The organism is Rufibacter sp. LB8 (assembly GCF_014876185.1).
Classification (GTDB): Bacteria; Bacteroidota; Bacteroidia; order Cytophagales; family Hymenobacteraceae; genus Nibribacter.
The window spans coordinates 2,590,260-2,605,165 of sequence record NZ_JADALJ010000001.1 but is presented as its reverse complement, the minus strand read 5'-3'; the positions used below and the strand labels follow the sequence as shown (position 1 = coordinate 2,605,165).

The 14,906-nt window shown below is 51.9% G+C and carries 17 protein-coding genes and 1 pseudogene; 7 read left to right on the top strand and 11 right to left on the bottom strand.

Annotated features, from left to right (window positions below; translation table 11 throughout):
* Positions 1 to 4 precede the first annotated feature (4 nt).
* The 3 genes from IMY23_RS10970 (at position 5) to IMY23_RS10960 (ending at position 2,189) form a co-directional block, all read left to right on the top strand.
* On the top strand, positions 5 to 265 hold the full coding sequence (locus IMY23_RS10970; RefSeq protein ID WP_192822123.1) for an acyl carrier protein: 261 nt from the start codon (positions 5 to 7) through the stop codon (positions 263 to 265).
* A gap of 280 nt (positions 266 to 545) precedes the next feature.
* On the top strand, positions 546 to 1,805 hold the full coding sequence (locus tag IMY23_RS10965) for a PAS domain-containing protein (protein ID WP_192822122.1): 1,260 nt from the start codon (positions 546 to 548) through the stop codon (positions 1,803 to 1,805).
* Between the two features lie 33 nt (positions 1,806 to 1,838).
* The gene (locus IMY23_RS10960) at positions 1,839 to 2,189 is read left to right on the top strand and encodes a histidine kinase (RefSeq protein WP_192822121.1); all 351 of its coding nucleotides are present in this window, start codon (positions 1,839 to 1,841) and stop codon (positions 2,187 to 2,189) included.
* Between the two features lie 235 nt (positions 2,190 to 2,424).
* Here IMY23_RS10960 and IMY23_RS10955 read toward each other — a convergent pair whose 3' ends face one another.
* The 3 genes and pseudogenes from IMY23_RS10955 to IMY23_RS10945 all read right to left on the bottom strand — a co-directional run bounded on the left by IMY23_RS10955 (position 2,425) and on the right by IMY23_RS10945 (position 5,161).
* Entirely contained in the window at positions 2,425 to 3,171 is a 747-nt protein-coding gene (locus tag IMY23_RS10955) for a M48 family metallopeptidase (RefSeq protein WP_225986482.1), read from the bottom strand.
* A gap of 662 nt (positions 3,172 to 3,833) precedes the next feature.
* Positions 3,834 to 3,911, bottom strand: a pseudogene (locus IMY23_RS20320) (DUF1232 domain-containing protein); the annotation flags it as partial.
* Positions 3,912 to 4,516: 605 nt separating this feature from the next.
* Positions 4,517 to 5,161, bottom strand: a complete 645-nt coding sequence (locus IMY23_RS10945; RefSeq protein WP_192822120.1) for a C40 family peptidase — start codon at positions 5,159 to 5,161, stop codon at positions 4,517 to 4,519.
* Between the two features lie 286 nt (positions 5,162 to 5,447).
* Between IMY23_RS10945 and IMY23_RS10940 the strand changes: the two genes are divergently transcribed.
* Positions 5,448 to 5,822, top strand: coding sequence for a hypothetical protein (locus IMY23_RS10940; RefSeq protein ID WP_225986481.1), 375 nt, complete (start codon positions 5,448 to 5,450; stop codon positions 5,820 to 5,822).
* Between the two features lie 227 nt (positions 5,823 to 6,049).
* On the opposite strand, the gene IMY23_RS10935 is transcribed toward IMY23_RS10940, so the two are convergent.
* Both IMY23_RS10935 and IMY23_RS10930 read right to left on the bottom strand, forming a co-directional pair.
* The gene (locus tag IMY23_RS10935; RefSeq protein WP_192822119.1) at positions 6,050 to 6,673 is read right to left on the bottom strand and encodes a thioredoxin family protein; all 624 of its coding nucleotides are present in this window, start codon (positions 6,671 to 6,673) and stop codon (positions 6,050 to 6,052) included.
* A gap of 4 nt (positions 6,674 to 6,677) precedes the next feature.
* Positions 6,678 to 7,160: a TlpA disulfide reductase family protein gene (locus IMY23_RS10930; protein ID WP_192822118.1), complete on the bottom strand. Its 483-nt coding sequence runs from the start codon at positions 7,158 to 7,160 to the stop codon at positions 6,678 to 6,680.
* A 122-nt stretch (positions 7,161 to 7,282) separates the two neighbouring features.
* On the opposite strand from IMY23_RS10930, the gene IMY23_RS10925 reads away from it, so the two are divergent.
* Positions 7,283 to 7,840, top strand: a complete 558-nt coding sequence (locus IMY23_RS10925) for a type 1 glutamine amidotransferase domain-containing protein (RefSeq protein ID WP_192822117.1) — start codon at positions 7,283 to 7,285, stop codon at positions 7,838 to 7,840.
* A 195-nt stretch (positions 7,841 to 8,035) separates the two neighbouring features.
* Here the strand turns inward: IMY23_RS10925 and IMY23_RS10920 are convergent, their stop codons facing one another.
* Positions 8,036 to 8,680, bottom strand: a complete 645-nt coding sequence (locus tag IMY23_RS10920) for a porin family protein (protein WP_192822116.1) — start codon at positions 8,678 to 8,680, stop codon at positions 8,036 to 8,038.
* A 167-nt stretch (positions 8,681 to 8,847) separates the two neighbouring features.
* Between IMY23_RS10920 and IMY23_RS10915 the strand changes: the two genes are divergently transcribed.
* Positions 8,848 to 9,750, top strand: coding sequence for a histone deacetylase (locus tag IMY23_RS10915; RefSeq protein WP_192822115.1), 903 nt, complete (start codon positions 8,848 to 8,850; stop codon positions 9,748 to 9,750).
* Between the two features lie 259 nt (positions 9,751 to 10,009).
* Here IMY23_RS10915 and IMY23_RS10910 read toward each other — a convergent pair whose 3' ends face one another.
* The 4 genes from IMY23_RS10910 to IMY23_RS10895 all read right to left on the bottom strand — a co-directional run bounded on the left by IMY23_RS10910 (position 10,010) and on the right by IMY23_RS10895 (position 13,414).
* Positions 10,010 to 10,228, bottom strand: coding sequence for a hypothetical protein (locus IMY23_RS10910; RefSeq protein ID WP_192822114.1), 219 nt, complete (start codon positions 10,226 to 10,228; stop codon positions 10,010 to 10,012).
* Between the two features lie 162 nt (positions 10,229 to 10,390).
* The gene (locus IMY23_RS10905) at positions 10,391 to 11,098 is read right to left on the bottom strand and encodes a methyltransferase domain-containing protein (RefSeq protein ID WP_225986480.1); all 708 of its coding nucleotides are present in this window, start codon (positions 11,096 to 11,098) and stop codon (positions 10,391 to 10,393) included.
* Positions 11,088 to 12,200, bottom strand: coding sequence for a type III polyketide synthase (locus IMY23_RS10900; RefSeq protein WP_192822113.1), 1,113 nt, complete (start codon positions 12,198 to 12,200; stop codon positions 11,088 to 11,090). Before IMY23_RS10900 ends, IMY23_RS10905 begins: the two co-directional genes overlap by 11 nt.
* Before the next feature lie 95 nt (positions 12,201 to 12,295).
* A complete protein-coding gene (locus tag IMY23_RS10895) occupies positions 12,296 to 13,414 on the bottom strand; it encodes an NAD(P)/FAD-dependent oxidoreductase (RefSeq protein WP_225986479.1) in 1,119 nt (372 codons plus the stop codon).
* A gap of 176 nt (positions 13,415 to 13,590) precedes the next feature.
* Between IMY23_RS10895 and IMY23_RS10890 the strand changes: the two genes are divergently transcribed.
* Positions 13,591 to 13,941: a T9SS type A sorting domain-containing protein gene (locus IMY23_RS10890; RefSeq protein ID WP_192822112.1), complete on the top strand. Its 351-nt coding sequence runs from the start codon at positions 13,591 to 13,593 to the stop codon at positions 13,939 to 13,941.
* Positions 13,942 to 14,198: 257 nt separating this feature from the next.
* Here the strand turns inward: IMY23_RS10890 and IMY23_RS10885 are convergent, their stop codons facing one another.
* Entirely contained in the window at positions 14,199 to 14,651 is a 453-nt protein-coding gene (locus IMY23_RS10885; RefSeq protein ID WP_192822111.1) for a hypothetical protein, read from the bottom strand.
* Positions 14,652 to 14,906 lie beyond the last annotated feature (255 nt).

Sequence of the window (14,906 nt, the reverse complement as noted above, 5' to 3'; positions counted from 1 at the left end):
CCATATGATTACTGCGCAAATACCCTCCATTGCCCATGAGGTGGTGAAAATTATCAGCAAAACCAAGGAGATCAAGCCGTCGCGCCTGCGGGTGACTTCTAACCTGAGCAAAGAGTTTGGGTTTGACACCGTAGACGTGGTGGACATCATTCTGGAACTGGAAAAGAGTTTCAAGATTGTGATTCCAGATGAGGTGCCTCTCCACACGGTGGGTGATTTTGTGAGCTATGTGTCTACCCAGACCACGCTGCGCCAAGCGAGCTAAGCACCTTTATTATACATTACTCATTTTGACCTGGAAAGGCAGCGGAATATTTCCGCTGCCTTTCTTTATTTTCCCGTTTTGGGGCTCATTTCCAGAAATGAGCCCAAAAATGGGCATGCCATGGCTGGGGCTTCAATGATTGTATAGGCGGCACTGTGGCTCGTTTTTTAGAAGCGACGTAGTGTGCGCGCAAGAAGCAGACAAGTTGCTTTGAGTCTAAATGGTGCTAACTTTGTAGCAACCTGTTCGGTTACTTCTTTCAGTTAGAGACCAGACCCCTATGGACTTTTTTGACTACTTTAATCACGTTCCTGAGAACATTGTCATAATCTCTCCTGCTTATGAGATACTTGCCGCCACAGACATGTACCTCAAGACCACCATGCGCAACCGTGATGAAATACTGGGCAAGCATTGGCTCAAAGAGGTGTATGTAGATCCAACCGTCGCGTTTGAAGACAATCCGGTGGCCAAGTGCGTGGAGAAAGCCAAGGCCACTAAAGAGGTGGTGTACCTAGAGGTGTTCAAGTATGATTTAGAAAGGCCTGCCTCTGAGGGTGGCGGGTTTGAGACAAGGTATTGGGAAGCCGCCCACACCCCCGTGCTGGACCAGGCCGGCAACGTGAAATTCCTTTACCAGAGCCCCAAAGACGTGACTGAGCGGGAACTGGCCAAAAAAGCAAGCAAGGAGAGCGAAGAGAAATTTAAGTTCCTCACAGACACCGTGCCCCAGCTCATCCATACCGCAGAGCCCAACGGCCATTGCACCTTCGTGAACCAGCGCTGGCTAGATTTCACCGGACTTTCTGCAGGAGAGTTCCAGGGAGATAACTGGCACAAGGTAATTCACCCTGAAGACCTGGGAAAAGTGGTGGAGCGCCAGAAAGAAGCCATTCACGCATCTACTGAGTTTCAGGCCGAAATGCGGATCAAAACCAAAGACGGCCACTACCGGTGGCACCTGATGCGCAGCATGCCCATGCGTGATGACCAGGGCAACGTGATCATGCGGGTGGGCAGCGCCAATGACATACACGCCACCAAGCAGATGGTGCAGGAACTGCTGGAATCCAATGAGCAGATGTCAGCGTTGTCTGACCAGGTGCAGAAAGCCTTCCGGAGCGCCGAAGACAGACGCGTGACCCTGGAGCAGATGATCATGCAGGTGCCGGCGCTCATCAACATCACCAAGGGCCCAGAACACCGGTTTGAATTGGTGAACCCACAGTACCAGCGCCTGTTCCCTAACCGGCAATTGGTAGGCAAAACCACCGCTGAAGCGCTGCCAGAGGCGGTGGAGCAAGGATTTATCCAGATTCTGGACAACGTGTACAGCACCGGAGAGCAGTTCATTGCCTATGAGATTCCGTTTTTCTCAGATTGGTATGATGACGGCAACGTGCAGGAGCATTACTTCACCATCACGTATCTGCCTTTGGTAGAAGATAAGAAAGTGACTGGTATCATTACCTTTGGGTATATTGTCTCAGACACGGTAAAATTGCGGAAAGAATTAGAGGAGTTGCAAAGTGCCAAGTAACCCATTGGCTTTCTTACTAGAAGTCTCGCTTCCATGAACCAAGCACAAGTAGATTTTCAGCAGTTACGGATTAAACATATTCTGTTTAAGTCTAAGGTGCGCTCTGTGCTGTACGGTGGTACGTATGATGCTGATTTTTTCTCCAGCCAAGGTCCCATCAACGCTTGGTTCAACGCCGTGGGCCTATCCAAATACCGTTCTGAGCCCAACATGCTGGAGTTGCGCCAGGTGCAGCAACAGTTGAGCACTGCGGCAGAGAGTCTCTTTGCCTTATACAACCGCGGCAAGATAGAAGAAGCACACGCCGGCCTTTCCATCATTGAAGCCCTGTCAGAGAAATTCCTGAGCTTATTGACCTCCCTGGAAGGCAAACTGGCCGCTTAGAGCTTGGTTAAATTTTGATTTTGCAGGCGAAAGATGGTAGCGAAAGGTTCTGGCGAAGCCATTTTTGAGTAGCATAGCAGCGCTATGGTGAGAAGAAATGGTGAAGTCAGGTTCTTTTGATATCATTTTGCAGCGCAAAAGACAAATTTAAACATGCTCTTAATCAATTATTAGCGAATTACACTCCCGTTTTGGGGCTCATTTCTAGAAATGAGCCCCAAAACGGGAGTGCTTGCTAATAAACCTGCAACCTGAAGGCTTTCAGTTCTTTGTCCAGACCACGGGCGTTGCCGCTGATTTTGTCCAGCAGCGCCCAGAAGCGCGGGCCGTGGTTTTTCTCCACGGTGTGGGCCAGCTCATGCAGAATCACGTAGTCGCAGAGGTGGGCGGGGAGACGCATGAGGTGCAGGTTCAGGTTAATGTTGTTGGTGTGCGAACAGCTTCCCCAGCGCGTCTTGGCATTCTTGATGGTCACCTGCTGGTAACTAAACCCGAACTGCTCTGCCCAATACGCCACGCGGCCGGGCAAATACTGGCGTGCCTCCAAACGGTACACTTTCTCCACAGTGGTTTTGAAGTATTCCTGTACTTCGGGGTGTTCCCAGCCGGTCTGCTCTGGGTAGAAAATGTGTACCTCCTGGCCACGCAACCGGCTTTTGAGTTGCAAGGGCGCGTGGGCCTGCAGATGAATTTGGTGAAACCTGGTGTGGTAGGGCGCGTCTGGCGTGAAGACCGTTTTTTTCTGCTGCTCCTGCTGTTGGGTAGCCAGGTGCTTTTTGATCCAGGCAGATTTCTCCTGCACAAAGGCCTCGGCCTGGGCCAGGGTGGCTCTTTTGGGCAAAGTCACGCGTATGCCCTGGCCTGGTTTCAGGCTGATGCGCACGTACTTAGCTGTGCCGCTGGGCACAAAATACACCAAGCCAATCCCCGGCATTTCCTTGGTCACCACTCCGGCGTTCGCACCTTTCTTCCGCTCCGTCATACACTGCAAAGATACCACATTATGCCCGTTTCGCTGAGGTGGCCTTGCCGCTGCCGCATAAAAAAACGGCGATCCCCGTGGTGCAGGAGCCGCCGTTTAAATATGTAAAAATTCAGTTACCTGATGTTGCCGCCGTGGTCTGTGTCATAGCTGTTGCTGCTGGGCACGCGGGTGCTGTCTGTGGTGGAGGCACGCACGTTGGGTTCGCCGTAGCCGGTGGGCACGCCTTTGTCAGTGGGGCGGGCGTCTGGCGTGGCGGTGGGGTCAAGTTCGTGCACGGGCGTGCCTTCTACGGTGGTGTAGCTGGTCACCGGAATGTCATGGTGCTGGTCTGGAATAATGCCACCCGTAGAGCCCTGCGACCCAGATGAGCTGTTGCCCACCTGCATGTTGCCAGACTCCGGAGACGTATAATTCTGCTGCCCAGAGGCGCCCAACCCGCTGCTAGACGGCGCCGACATCTGTCTGGAACCGTACTGGCCTGCTTCTTCATTGTCATACTTGGTAGTATGCGCCGAGGTGTCAACGGTCATCTCATTGCGTACCGGATCACCAGACGTGGCAGTCATGGAGGCTACCTCAGTAGACGTAGAAGCGGGTTTGCTGGCTTCCCAGGCATGGAACTTGTCCATCTCGGTTTTAATGCTGGTCATGAACCAGGCCAGAAGGCTTACATCGTCCAGCAAACCAATCACCGGAATCCAGTCTGGGATCAGGTCAATAGGCGACAGAAAGTAGATGACCACGGCCACGCCCATGACCACGGTGCTGGTAGGAATGCCATGGTACTCTTTAGAGACGGCCGCCTTGATCATGCGTGACAGCGTGCTCAGGCTCTCCATCACCTCGCCGGCAATGGTCCCGAAGTCTTTTTTCTCGCTGGCTTTCTGGTAGGCGTCATTGAGGAGCTCCTTCACGCGCAGCGGCTGCTTCACGTATTCCTCGGCTTTGCCTAGAAACCGCTTGAAAAACGACGACTCATGCACATTGTTGGTTTTATCTTGTTGGTTTTCCATAGTATAGTTAGATATAAGAAGTTCACGTTGACTGGCCGCCCCGCGCAGGTTGATGTTTCTGGTTTCGGCAGTTTGCCAGAAAACCAGTGCCGCGAAGTAACAAAAAAACAGGGAGTGACCGCAGGCCGGCAGTTAAAACAAACTGGTTTTGAGGCACGGCCAACTGTTACGGGTTATACTTATAAATCAGGAATTGGTTGATGCCGGTTGGCACGCAGTTTCCGTTTTTGGGCTCATTTCTGAAAACGAAGCCCAAAACGGAAACCGCCAAACGCAAAACAGCCTGTTCTGGAAGAGAACAGGCTGTCTGTAATGGGGTTAAGCTGGGCTTAGATCACGCGGCCGGCCGCGTAGAAATTCTTTTTGTAGTATGCCGAATACAGGGAGTTGATCATCACGCCCCCGTTAGACGCAGAATGGATGAACTTGCCGTCTTTAAGGTAAATGCCCACATGAAAGATAGGCTGGCCCGGGCCACGTCTGAAGAACACTAGATCACCGGTCTCCATCTCTTTTTTAGCCACACGGTCTACCTGATGGAACATGGAGCGGGAACTGTGGGTGAGCTTGATGCCGTACACTTGCTGGTACACGCGGCTCACAAAACCAGAACAGTCTGTGCCTTTTTGGGAGCTTCCGCCGGAGCGGTACGGGGTGCCAATCCAGTTGGCCACGGTCTCCAGCAGTTCTTTGTCCTCATTGTATTCAAACTTGAGGCCCATGGACTGGGAGTAGTAATTATAGAAAAGGGAATCTTTGTAGGTGAGGGATTTCTCTTTGGTCACGACGGCTTCTGTGGCAGTGCCGTTGCTGGAGAAGTTGATGCCGTTGTGCTCCATGGCCCATTCCTGGATCATTTCCTCGGTGCTGAGGTTGCTGGCTTCAAGGGGTGCCGGCGCGGCCGGTGCGTCATAGAAAAAAGACAATAAAACTGACCCAAGGGCCAATGCAGACAAAATGTAACTTTTCATCATGGGTAATTATGGTGAAACATAGGGCAGTTCTGGCTGCGGCAGCGCTACCCGCGGCTTTTTCAAAGTCAGGCTCCTGAGAGCCGAAAACACAAGAAAAAGACCTTTTACCGGATCAATATTCGGCGTGAATATTTTTTCCTTATTTCAAAGATAATTCTGAAACCTTTAAAAACCAAACTCGTATAAAGCCGATTTTAGTTCAGGCGAGAGAAAAGAAAGAGGAGAGGAAGAGAATAAAGCAGCCTGAGAGGCTGTGCCGCCGTATAAAAAGGCCAAAGGAAAGGCAATGAACCTAGCGGAAAAAAATATAAAAATAGTGGAGCGGTCCCCCTTCGCGCGCATTGCCCGCTGGGTGCTCAAGAGCAGCAACGTGGCCATGGTGCTGGGCAAAAGTATACACCTCAGCGGAGTTTCCAAAGAAATGTTCCTTAAAAATACGCCCTGGGTGGCCCATGAACTCTGCCATGTGCGTCAGTTTGAGGAACATGGCTACCTTAAATTTCTTTGGCTGTATGCCGTGGAGTCTCTGAAGGTAGGCTATTACAACAACAAGTTTGAGGTAGAAGCCCGGCTGGCAGGTACCAAAGAGTCTTTTCTGGCGCAACAACAGAAAGAAATTGGCATTCAAGATTATATACGTACAGGGCTTGACCTGTCCTGAACGCTTGCCTGAGCAGCAAAGTAGCTACAAGTCAAAAAGCCTATGATTGGCTGATTGTGTTTTGCCCTTTTCTTGCTTCACGCAAAGTGAAAGCGTTAGCCACGGCCTAAGACAGGTCAAGCCCTGTCCGTACAAATCAGAAATGCTTTTACTAAAAAATCCGTTTTGGGGCTCATTTTCAGAAATGAGCCCCAAAACGGATTTTCTTTTAGAATACTACTAACTTCTTAGCTGTTTCCGCGCCATTTAATGGTGCAGCCAATGGCTTTGGTGGTGGCTTGTTGCACGGGCTTGCCAGACAGCAGGTTGTCCAGGGCGGCCTCGGTGTAACGTTTCTCTACTTTGGCGGGGTCGCCGGAGTTGTCATCAATGGCGCCAATGTAGGTCACTTTGAGGTCATTGCCGGTGCGGGTGAGAATGTAGATGTGCGGCGTGCGTGTCGCCCCGAAGCGTTTGGCCACTTCCTGGCTTTCGTCATACAAATAGGCAAAGGGGAATTTCTTCTGCTTGGCGCGTTTCTGCATCTCTTCAAAAGAATCGCCTGGCGAAATGGTCACATCATTGGGGTTGATGGCCACCACCGGATAGCCTTTGGACGCGTATTTCTGGTGCAGCTGAATCAGGCGGTCTTCGTACAGTTTGGCGTAGGGGCAGGTGTTGCAGGTGAACGTGACAATGTAGCCTTTGGCGTCTTTGAAGTCGCGCAGGCTCATCTGCTGGCCATTGATGTTTTTGAGTTTGAAATCAGCGGCGGTGTCACCTACCTGGTAGCCGGCCTCATTGGCTACAAACGCCGAAGACAGGAGCGTGAACACGCCCAGGATGAACAAGAAAGCGTAATTTTTTTTCATACTCTTAAGGGTTAAGGGGGAATTTGGAGGTTAAATAGGTTTGTAACTGTTCCAGGGTCAGGGGTTTCTCTGTGAAGAACCGCTGTTTGCGGGCATTGTTTACAAAAAGCGTGGCCGGAATGGCGCCGCTCCAGCTAGGTTCAATTTTCTCAATCCAGGCGTTCTGGTCAGGCTCGTCCAACAGGAAAACGGTGCTCTTGAGCTTATGCCGGTTTACAAACGGAATTACTTTCTTGTCTAAGTCCTTCACAAAATCAAGGCTCACCAGCACCACCTGCACGGGTTTGCCGGCATTCTGCTGCTGCAGCGCCTCAAAGGCGGGCAGTTCCTCTATGCAGGGCTTGCACCAGGTGGCCCAGAAATTAATGATATAGGTGGTGTCACTGGTAGAGGAGAGGTAGCGTTGCAGCGCGGGGAGTTTCACGGCCTGCACTTTTTTGGTTTGCGCCCAAGCACCAGAGCCCAAGCCCAGCAGGAGCAGGGCCATCAGGAAAAAAAACTTGTATTTAACTAGTGGAGAACGTTGGCTTTGCATATTTCTGGTAACGTTTCTTCTCCTACTAAAGTACATAATTCCAAGAGATTCACAATACCTAAAAAAATTAAACCATGACGAAGAAATTGGAAGGAAAGAAGATAGCCATATTGGTAGAAAAAGGCTTTGAGCAGGTAGAACTGGAGAAACCGCGCCAAGCCCTGCACGATGCCGGCGCCCAAACCGTATTGATTTCGCCGCAAGCGGATAAAGTGAAAGCATGGGACAGCACCGACTGGGGCCAAGAATTCACCGTGGACCAAGCCTTGAAAAATGCCAGCGCCCAGGACTTTGACGGACTGCTGTTACCCGGCGGCGTGATGAACCCAGACTACCTGCGCGCCAATGAGCAGGCGGTGGCCTTTGTGCGGGCCTTCTCAGAATCTGGAAAGCCCATTGCCGCCATTTGCCACGGCCCCTGGACTTTGATTGAAGCCGGTGCCGTAAAAGGCCGCAAAGTCACCAGCTGGCCCTCGCTCAAAACCGACCTCACCAATGCCGGCGCCAGCTGGGTAGATCAAGAAGTAGTCACTGACCAAGGCCTGGTCACCAGCCGCAAACCAGAGGACATTCCGGCGTTCAACAAGAAAATGATAGAGGAATTCGCCGAAGGCAAACATGACCGGTCTTAAAATTCTGAACGGTTAGCCATCTAAAAAGCCAGCGCTGGTACAAGGCGCTGGCTTTTTTGTTATGAAAGGTTTTTCTGTTTTGGGGCTCATTTCCAGAAATGAGCCCCAAAACAGAAAAACACGTTGGCGTTGGCCCAACAAAAAAGGTGCCCTTAGCCAGAGCACCTTTTCATGTAAACCTTTCTGATGGATCTGTCAGAAGCCAATGCCTATATACACTTGGAAATTACCGGCTTTTATGTCATTGAAGGCCGCACTGGAAAGGTTTTGGGTACTGCCGTCGCCAATATCAGCCAGGCTCATGTAGTACCGGCCGCCTAACCTGAAAATGCTCAACCTGGCTTCTAGGCCGGCTGCGACGCCATAGTCAAAAGTGTTGTAGCCTTCCTTGTCCAGTTCTTTTCCGTCTTGTCTAAGGGTCATCATCACGCCCACCTGCGGGCCCGCGTGCAGGCTCACGTTCTCGGTGAAATTGAACACGGCCAGCACCGGAATATCAATGTAATCCATCTGCAGGCCCCCGTTGTCTGACTTCACCTCGCGGCGGGAGTAGAGCGCCTCCGGCTGAATGGAGAACACATTGTTAAGGCTAAACTGGGCGTAGAAACCGGCGTGCCAGTTGCTGGCGCTTTTGAGGCCCGCAATCTGGTCAGAGCCGTCGCCGCGCAGGCTGGTGTACAAAAGGCCGCCCTTCACCCCAAAACCGTTATTGGCCCGGGTGGGGGCTACCACGCCGTCGCCGTCGCGGTGGTTGATGATGCCGCGGTTCAAGACCCGTTCCTGGGCCTGGGCTGCGCCAAAACCCAATAGGCATATTAAGAGGATAGTAAGTTTTTTCATAGCAGGTAGAAATTAAGTAATCAAACAGCGTAGTTTCCGGTTAAAGAATCATTGGTCCTATATACTTGCCTGGCCTTAGAATGTTGCAATTCTGAGAATGCGGCCCTCTAAAGGCAGCGCCTGCACCCAAGTTGCCTAGACCAGACGCCCTTTCTACTTTTGCGTGTATGCTGAAAATTGCCTGGTCCCCAGAATATGCCCACTCCCTGCCGCCGGGGCACCGCTTTCCCATGCTCAAGTATGAACTGTTGCCCGAGCAGCTGCTGTATGAAGGCACCGTCACGCAAGAGAATTTCTTCCGGCCCACGCCGCTCACGCCAGAGCAGATCATGCGCGTACATGCCCCAGACTATTGGCAACGGCTGCGTGCGCTGGAACTCACGCCGTCAGAGATCAGGAAAACGGGCTTCCCGCTGTCTGCTGAATTAGTGGACCGCGAAGTCCTGATTATGGGCGGTACGGTGCAGGCAGCGGTTTTTGCCTTGGAACACGGGGTGGCCATGAACATTGCCGGCGGCACGCACCACGCCTTCACCAACCGCGGCGAAGGATTCTGCCTGCTCAATGATATTGCCCTGGGCGCGCAGCATTTACTGGATGAAAAGCTGGTGAACAAAATATTGGTGGTGGATTTAGACGTGCACCAAGGCAACGGTACGGCGCAGATTTTTGCCCATGAGTCGCGCGTGTTCACCTTCAGCATGCACGGCGGCAACAACTACCCACTACACAAAGAAACGTCTGACCTGGACGTGCCCTTGCCCGATGGTATTGACGATGCCGGTTACCTGAATCTGCTGGGCCAGCACCTGCCCAAACTCATGCAAGAACTGGAACCCGATTTTGTGTTTTTCCAGAGCGGCGTAGACGTACTGGCCACCGACAAACTGGGAAAGCTGGGCCTGACCCACGCCGGCTGCAAAGACCGCGACCGCCTGGTGCTGGAAAGCTGCCACCAAAACGGTGTACCCGTGGTATGCGTGATGGGCGGCGGCTACTCCCTGCAGATCAAAGACATTGTAGAGGCGCACGCCAACACCTTTCGGCTGGCACAGCATATCTTCTTTTAAAGCGGGCGGTTTCTTTTTTCGGGCTCATTTTCAGAAACGGAGCCAAAAACGGGAATAGATTTTAAATGGTAGCTACTACAAAAAGTTTGCAACACTAATCAAGGGCAGCTTTCAACGTGTTCGTGATAACACCAACACGGGCCTGCGTGCGTCAGTCAAAGTTGTTCGGCTGAATGCTGTTTTGGGCCTCATTTATGGAAACGGAGCCAAAAACGGACAAAGTTTTTCCGGTGGAGTACTGACTGCCAGCCATCAATAATTAATCCCGGGTTTTGAGTTTGGTGTTGGGGTTTCTGAACGTGGCCACGGCTTTTTTGAGGGCCAGGTAAATGATGGGCACCAGCACCAGGACCAGCAAGAGGTAAATCATGACTTTCACCACCTTCAGGAACAGGCTGATGACCATGGCAGACAAGACAACGGAGGCTGCCAACAGGAGCCAGAACTGGAGAGATGATTTACTGGAACTTCGGCCCATGGAATAGGGGGTTGGTGAAAAATAGTCGCGCAGTGCCCGTTGAATTTCTTTTAACAATTGAAGTTGAAGAAAACCAAGGAGCTGTGGCCCGGCCAGGCGAACCATACGGGTAGTTTAAGGTAGCTAAAAATTCTGGAAACTCTGGTACGGCCTGGCCACTTTTCAGAAGATAAGTTGCCACCGGAATGCCCAGCGCCACTGCAGGGTATACGTGGCCACGCCCGCGCTGGTTAGCAGGTTTCGCCAGTCTTGCCGCACAAACGCCCTTTTCACCGAGAGCGGAGCATCATGCTTCACCAGATGAGACTTGGAGAAGACGGCGGTAAGCGCTTTGATGGAATAATAAGCCAGCGGGTGCCGGTGAAGGTCATTCACCAACACGGCGGTGGTAGCTTGGCGGTGCAGTTGGTTGAAAAGCGTGACCAAAGCCTGGTCTGGAAAATGGTGCAGAAACAAACTGCAGATCACAATGTCAAATTCCTCCTGTGCAAATGCCGCAGAATAAACATCGGCTTGCCGAAAGGAAATCTCCGGAAAGTGCTGGCTGTGCCGGGTGCCATACTCCACCATGAACGCGTTGGCGTCATAGCCCACCAGTTGCACGGGAATGTTTCGGCGGCGCGCCCATTGGGCTACCATGCGCAGGGTGTCGCCGCCACCGCTGCCCAGATCGGCTATTTTGAGCGCCGTTTCAGGTTTAGAGCCCGAAAACGCTTTTTTATAAATCTTGTCCAGCCCGTTGCGCACCACGTCATGGCCACCTAGGTACTGATTGATGAATTCCAGTTCGCGCAGGTTCTGGCGCAGGGCCTCGCCGGTGAGCGTGAGATCATCCATCAACTCCAGTTCCGTGGACCGTTCATTCAGCATAGTGCACGCGCAAGAGCATGGATTCTAACGTGAGCCCCGGCCCAAACGCGAAGCTGAGCACACGCTGCCCGTGCTGGTGCGGCTGCAGGTCTCGCCAGAGTTCGCGGAGCACAAACAACACCGTGGCCGATGACATGTTCCCGAACCGTCGCAGCACGTCATAGGCATACCGGTTGTCTTCTTTCTGCAGCCCCAGCGCCTGTTCAATCACTTCCAGAATACGCTTGCCACCCGGGTGAATGGCGAACAGGTGCACTTCGTCTAACTGCAATTCCAGTTTCTTCAGCAGCGCGGCCGTCAATTGCCCAATGCCCTGTTTGATCAAAGCCGGCACATAGCTGGACAAAGTCATCTCAAACCCGAAATCATGGATAGACCAGGCCATCTCGCGCTGACCGGCGGGCGCCAAATCACAATGAAATCCTTCCAGCTGCAATGAAACCTCAGAGAGCGGTTTTGGGCTGACCAACACGGCGGCGGCACCATCGGCGAAGAGGGCATTGGAAACCAGATGGTCAGATTCGGTTTTCTTCTGGAAATGCAGGGTGCAGAGTTCGGTGCAGACCACCAACACGCACGCCTGGGCGTTGGCCCGGCAAATGGTGTCGGCTAGTTTTAAGGCGTTGAAGGCCGCGTAACAGCCCATGAAATACACGCACGTGCGCTCCACCTGCGGCGAAAGGCCCAATTCCTGTACCAGTTCAATGTCCAGGCCCGGCGCGTACATGCCCGTGCAGCTGACCGTGATCAAATGCGTGATATGGTTGGGATTGAAATCGGGAATTTGAGCGAAGCAGTCTTGCACCGCAGCCACTGACAAAGGCAAGGCCTCTGCCTGAAAGGTTTGCATGCGCGCGCCCACCGTAGGAAAAGGCTCCAGCCCCGGCGTGTTGGGGAAGAAGGAAAAGTCACTGTTCTGCCGGCCGTAGTCGGGCAGCACGCTGTGCCGCTGGTCAATGCCTGAGGCCCGGTACAGGGCTTTCAGTTTTCTGGTTTCTGGTTCCTCTAACTCAAGGGCCTGCGCCATGAAATCAGCAATCTGCTGCTGCGGAAAAACATGCGGTGGATTAGCCGTGCCGAGGGCGCAGAGGTAACTCTTCATAATTTAAGTATAAGCAAAAGAACGGCAACATGTTTTAGGCCGGTTGATTTGTTTTGTGCGTTACTGGTGTTGACCGGACCCGGGCATGGCTTTTTTTAGAAAGGTTGGCCGTGCGTGTGTTTCATGATGGCCTTGGTGATGAACGGGGCCTGCCGCAGCCCGGCCACCGCCGCCTCAGACAAAAGTGGGTGCCCAAACAATTTCTGTACCCATCTGCCGGTACGCAGCCTGGCCCCAAACTGTTGTTGCCACCGCTGCGCGAAATTGGTTTCCATCTGCTGGCGGGTCTGTTGGCCGTTCAAAAAAAGCTGCACCTGGTCACAGGCCAACTTAGCCCCATGAATGGCCATGGCCATGCCGTTGCCGCAGAGCGGCGTAATGAGCCCGGCCGCATCGCCTACCATGAGCACGTGGTCTTCCACGCAGGCCTTGGGCGCGAAAGAAATTTCATTGATCACCTCGGGCTGGGCGTACAAAGATTGGCTGTTCTCTAAAATGGCACGCAGGGCTGGGTTTTTGTGCACTACCTGTCTCTCCAGTTCTGGAATGGTGCCGTAGGTCTTCAGGTTTTGCCGGGTGGTGAGGTAACAGAAGCAATACTTTTCTTCTTCAATAGCCGAGATGCCCGCATAGCCGTCTTTGAAATTATGCAGCCCAATGATGTGCCTGGGCATGTGCGTGTGCAAATGGTATTTCACGGCCAGGTACGGTGAGCGCTGCTCAAAGAATTGCCGTTTGAATTTGCGGTCCAGGGTGCTTCGCTTGCCGTACGCGCCCAGCACCACCCGGCTCTGGATTTGCTGCCCCGTGGAAAGTGTCACTGTAAAATGGCTTTGGTGGAACTGCGTGTCTGTTACGCTTACTTCTTGCAGAAACTGCACACCGCGCGCTTTGGCCAATTCATATAAGTGAAAATCCAGCGTATAGCGGCTTACACCAAAACCACCCAGATCCAACCGCGTCTGCAAAGACCGGCCGGCCGGCGAGGTAAGCAAAAAGTGCGTGAGGCGCGCGGGCTGCAAGGATTCTGCGTTTACGCCAAGCTGTGACAGATAGGGCAGCACTTCATTGGAGATGTATTCGCCGCAGACCTTGTGGAACGGATAGCGTTTCTTTTCTACCAGCGTGACCGCTACACCTTGGCGTGATAATTGCAACGCACTTACTAAGCCCGCCAGGCCACCTCCTATAATCAGTACATCGATTTGCGGCATTGTGCGTGGTAATTATGTCTTAAACACAAAATAATTTAGCCTTAATGGGTATAATAAAGTGGTTTTGCTGGAAAAATACAAAACTACTTTTAATTAGAACGCGTTACAGCTTATATAAGACCCTACCTATATCTAGACGGGCTGATGCTTAACCATTTACCTTAACCTTAACGTCCATGAAACACCTTATACTCTTACTGTTTGTTTGTCTTGCCACTACCACGCTTTCGGCGCAGGTCAAGTCCCAGGGACTTCCCGCTGAACCCAAGGCAGAAGAGCAAGCCATTTCTGTGTTCCCCAACCCCTCCAGCGGCATCATAACCATTTCCCTGGAAGGCTTTGACGGCAAAAAGGCCGACCTCCGGATCATGAACGTGATTGGCAACATTGTGTACCGCGAGGTGCTCCAAGACCCTAACCAACGCTACGTAAAAACCTTAGACCTAAACAAACTGGCGAAAGGTTTGTATTACGTAAAACTGGAAACACCAACTTACAGTGAAGTCCGGAAAGTGATCATTCGTTAGCTGGAAGCTTGCTATATATGCTAAGGCAAAACCTTTCTAAAAGGTTTTGCCTTTTTTTTTGCCGTTTCCTAAAAGGGGCTGCCAAAGATGTAAAAGTAGTGGAGCTGGCGCTGGCGCCGCGTATGGCAGGAATATGGGCAAAGAAAATATCTGTTTGAGTATAGCTGCTTGCCAAATGGAAGTGCACGTCTACAGCTCTGGCTAAGAATCTTCTCACTCCACATAAGTCTCCAGGGGAATCTTAACGAATGGCCTGGCTACTCCTTTTTGAATTTATACCGCACCACCTGAAACGAGCCCAGGTCCACAGAGCCTTCATACGCCCTTTCTGTTCTTTCCCAAATCATGTTTTTGGCATCAATGGCCACAATTTTAAACGGCAGTTCGCCAATGATCTTGATTATAATAAAGCCTTCCTGTTTGGCTAAGTCATACAGCTTGGTAGAGGTGTCGGCGCCTTCCCACAGTTCTCCAGTACGGTGCAAAGAAGTGCCGTTAATGGTCCACTCCCCGTTGTGAGAAAAGGTGGCTTCATGGTCTCGGCCGCTGCGGGTACCGTCTTCGGTTTTTTCATAATAGGTCCAGGTTCCCCGCATGAGTGCATCCACCGCCAGAAGGTTAAAGCCGGGGTCTGGTTCTTCCTCATCTTTGCAGCCCACAAAAAGGACCAGAAAAAAGAGCGTGCAAAGCGAAAAAACGGATGCTTTCATAGGTGTAAGTCTTGGTTTGCTTCGTTTCAGGATTTCCTGAGAGGCCAATGCCTGGCCGCTACTTCTGTTTACGCAGCAGGGCTAGAGAGGCAGCAATATAAAATTACTGGCGTTGAATCTTTGGCTTTTCCTGGAATTAAATTTTAAGTGCGCCTGCTGAAAACCCCTGGTAAATAACCCTATTTATGCCTTTTATTTTATCTGAAAACAAGGCAAATCCTGCCCGTTTGCCAGCGTTTGGCCAGCGTTATAAGT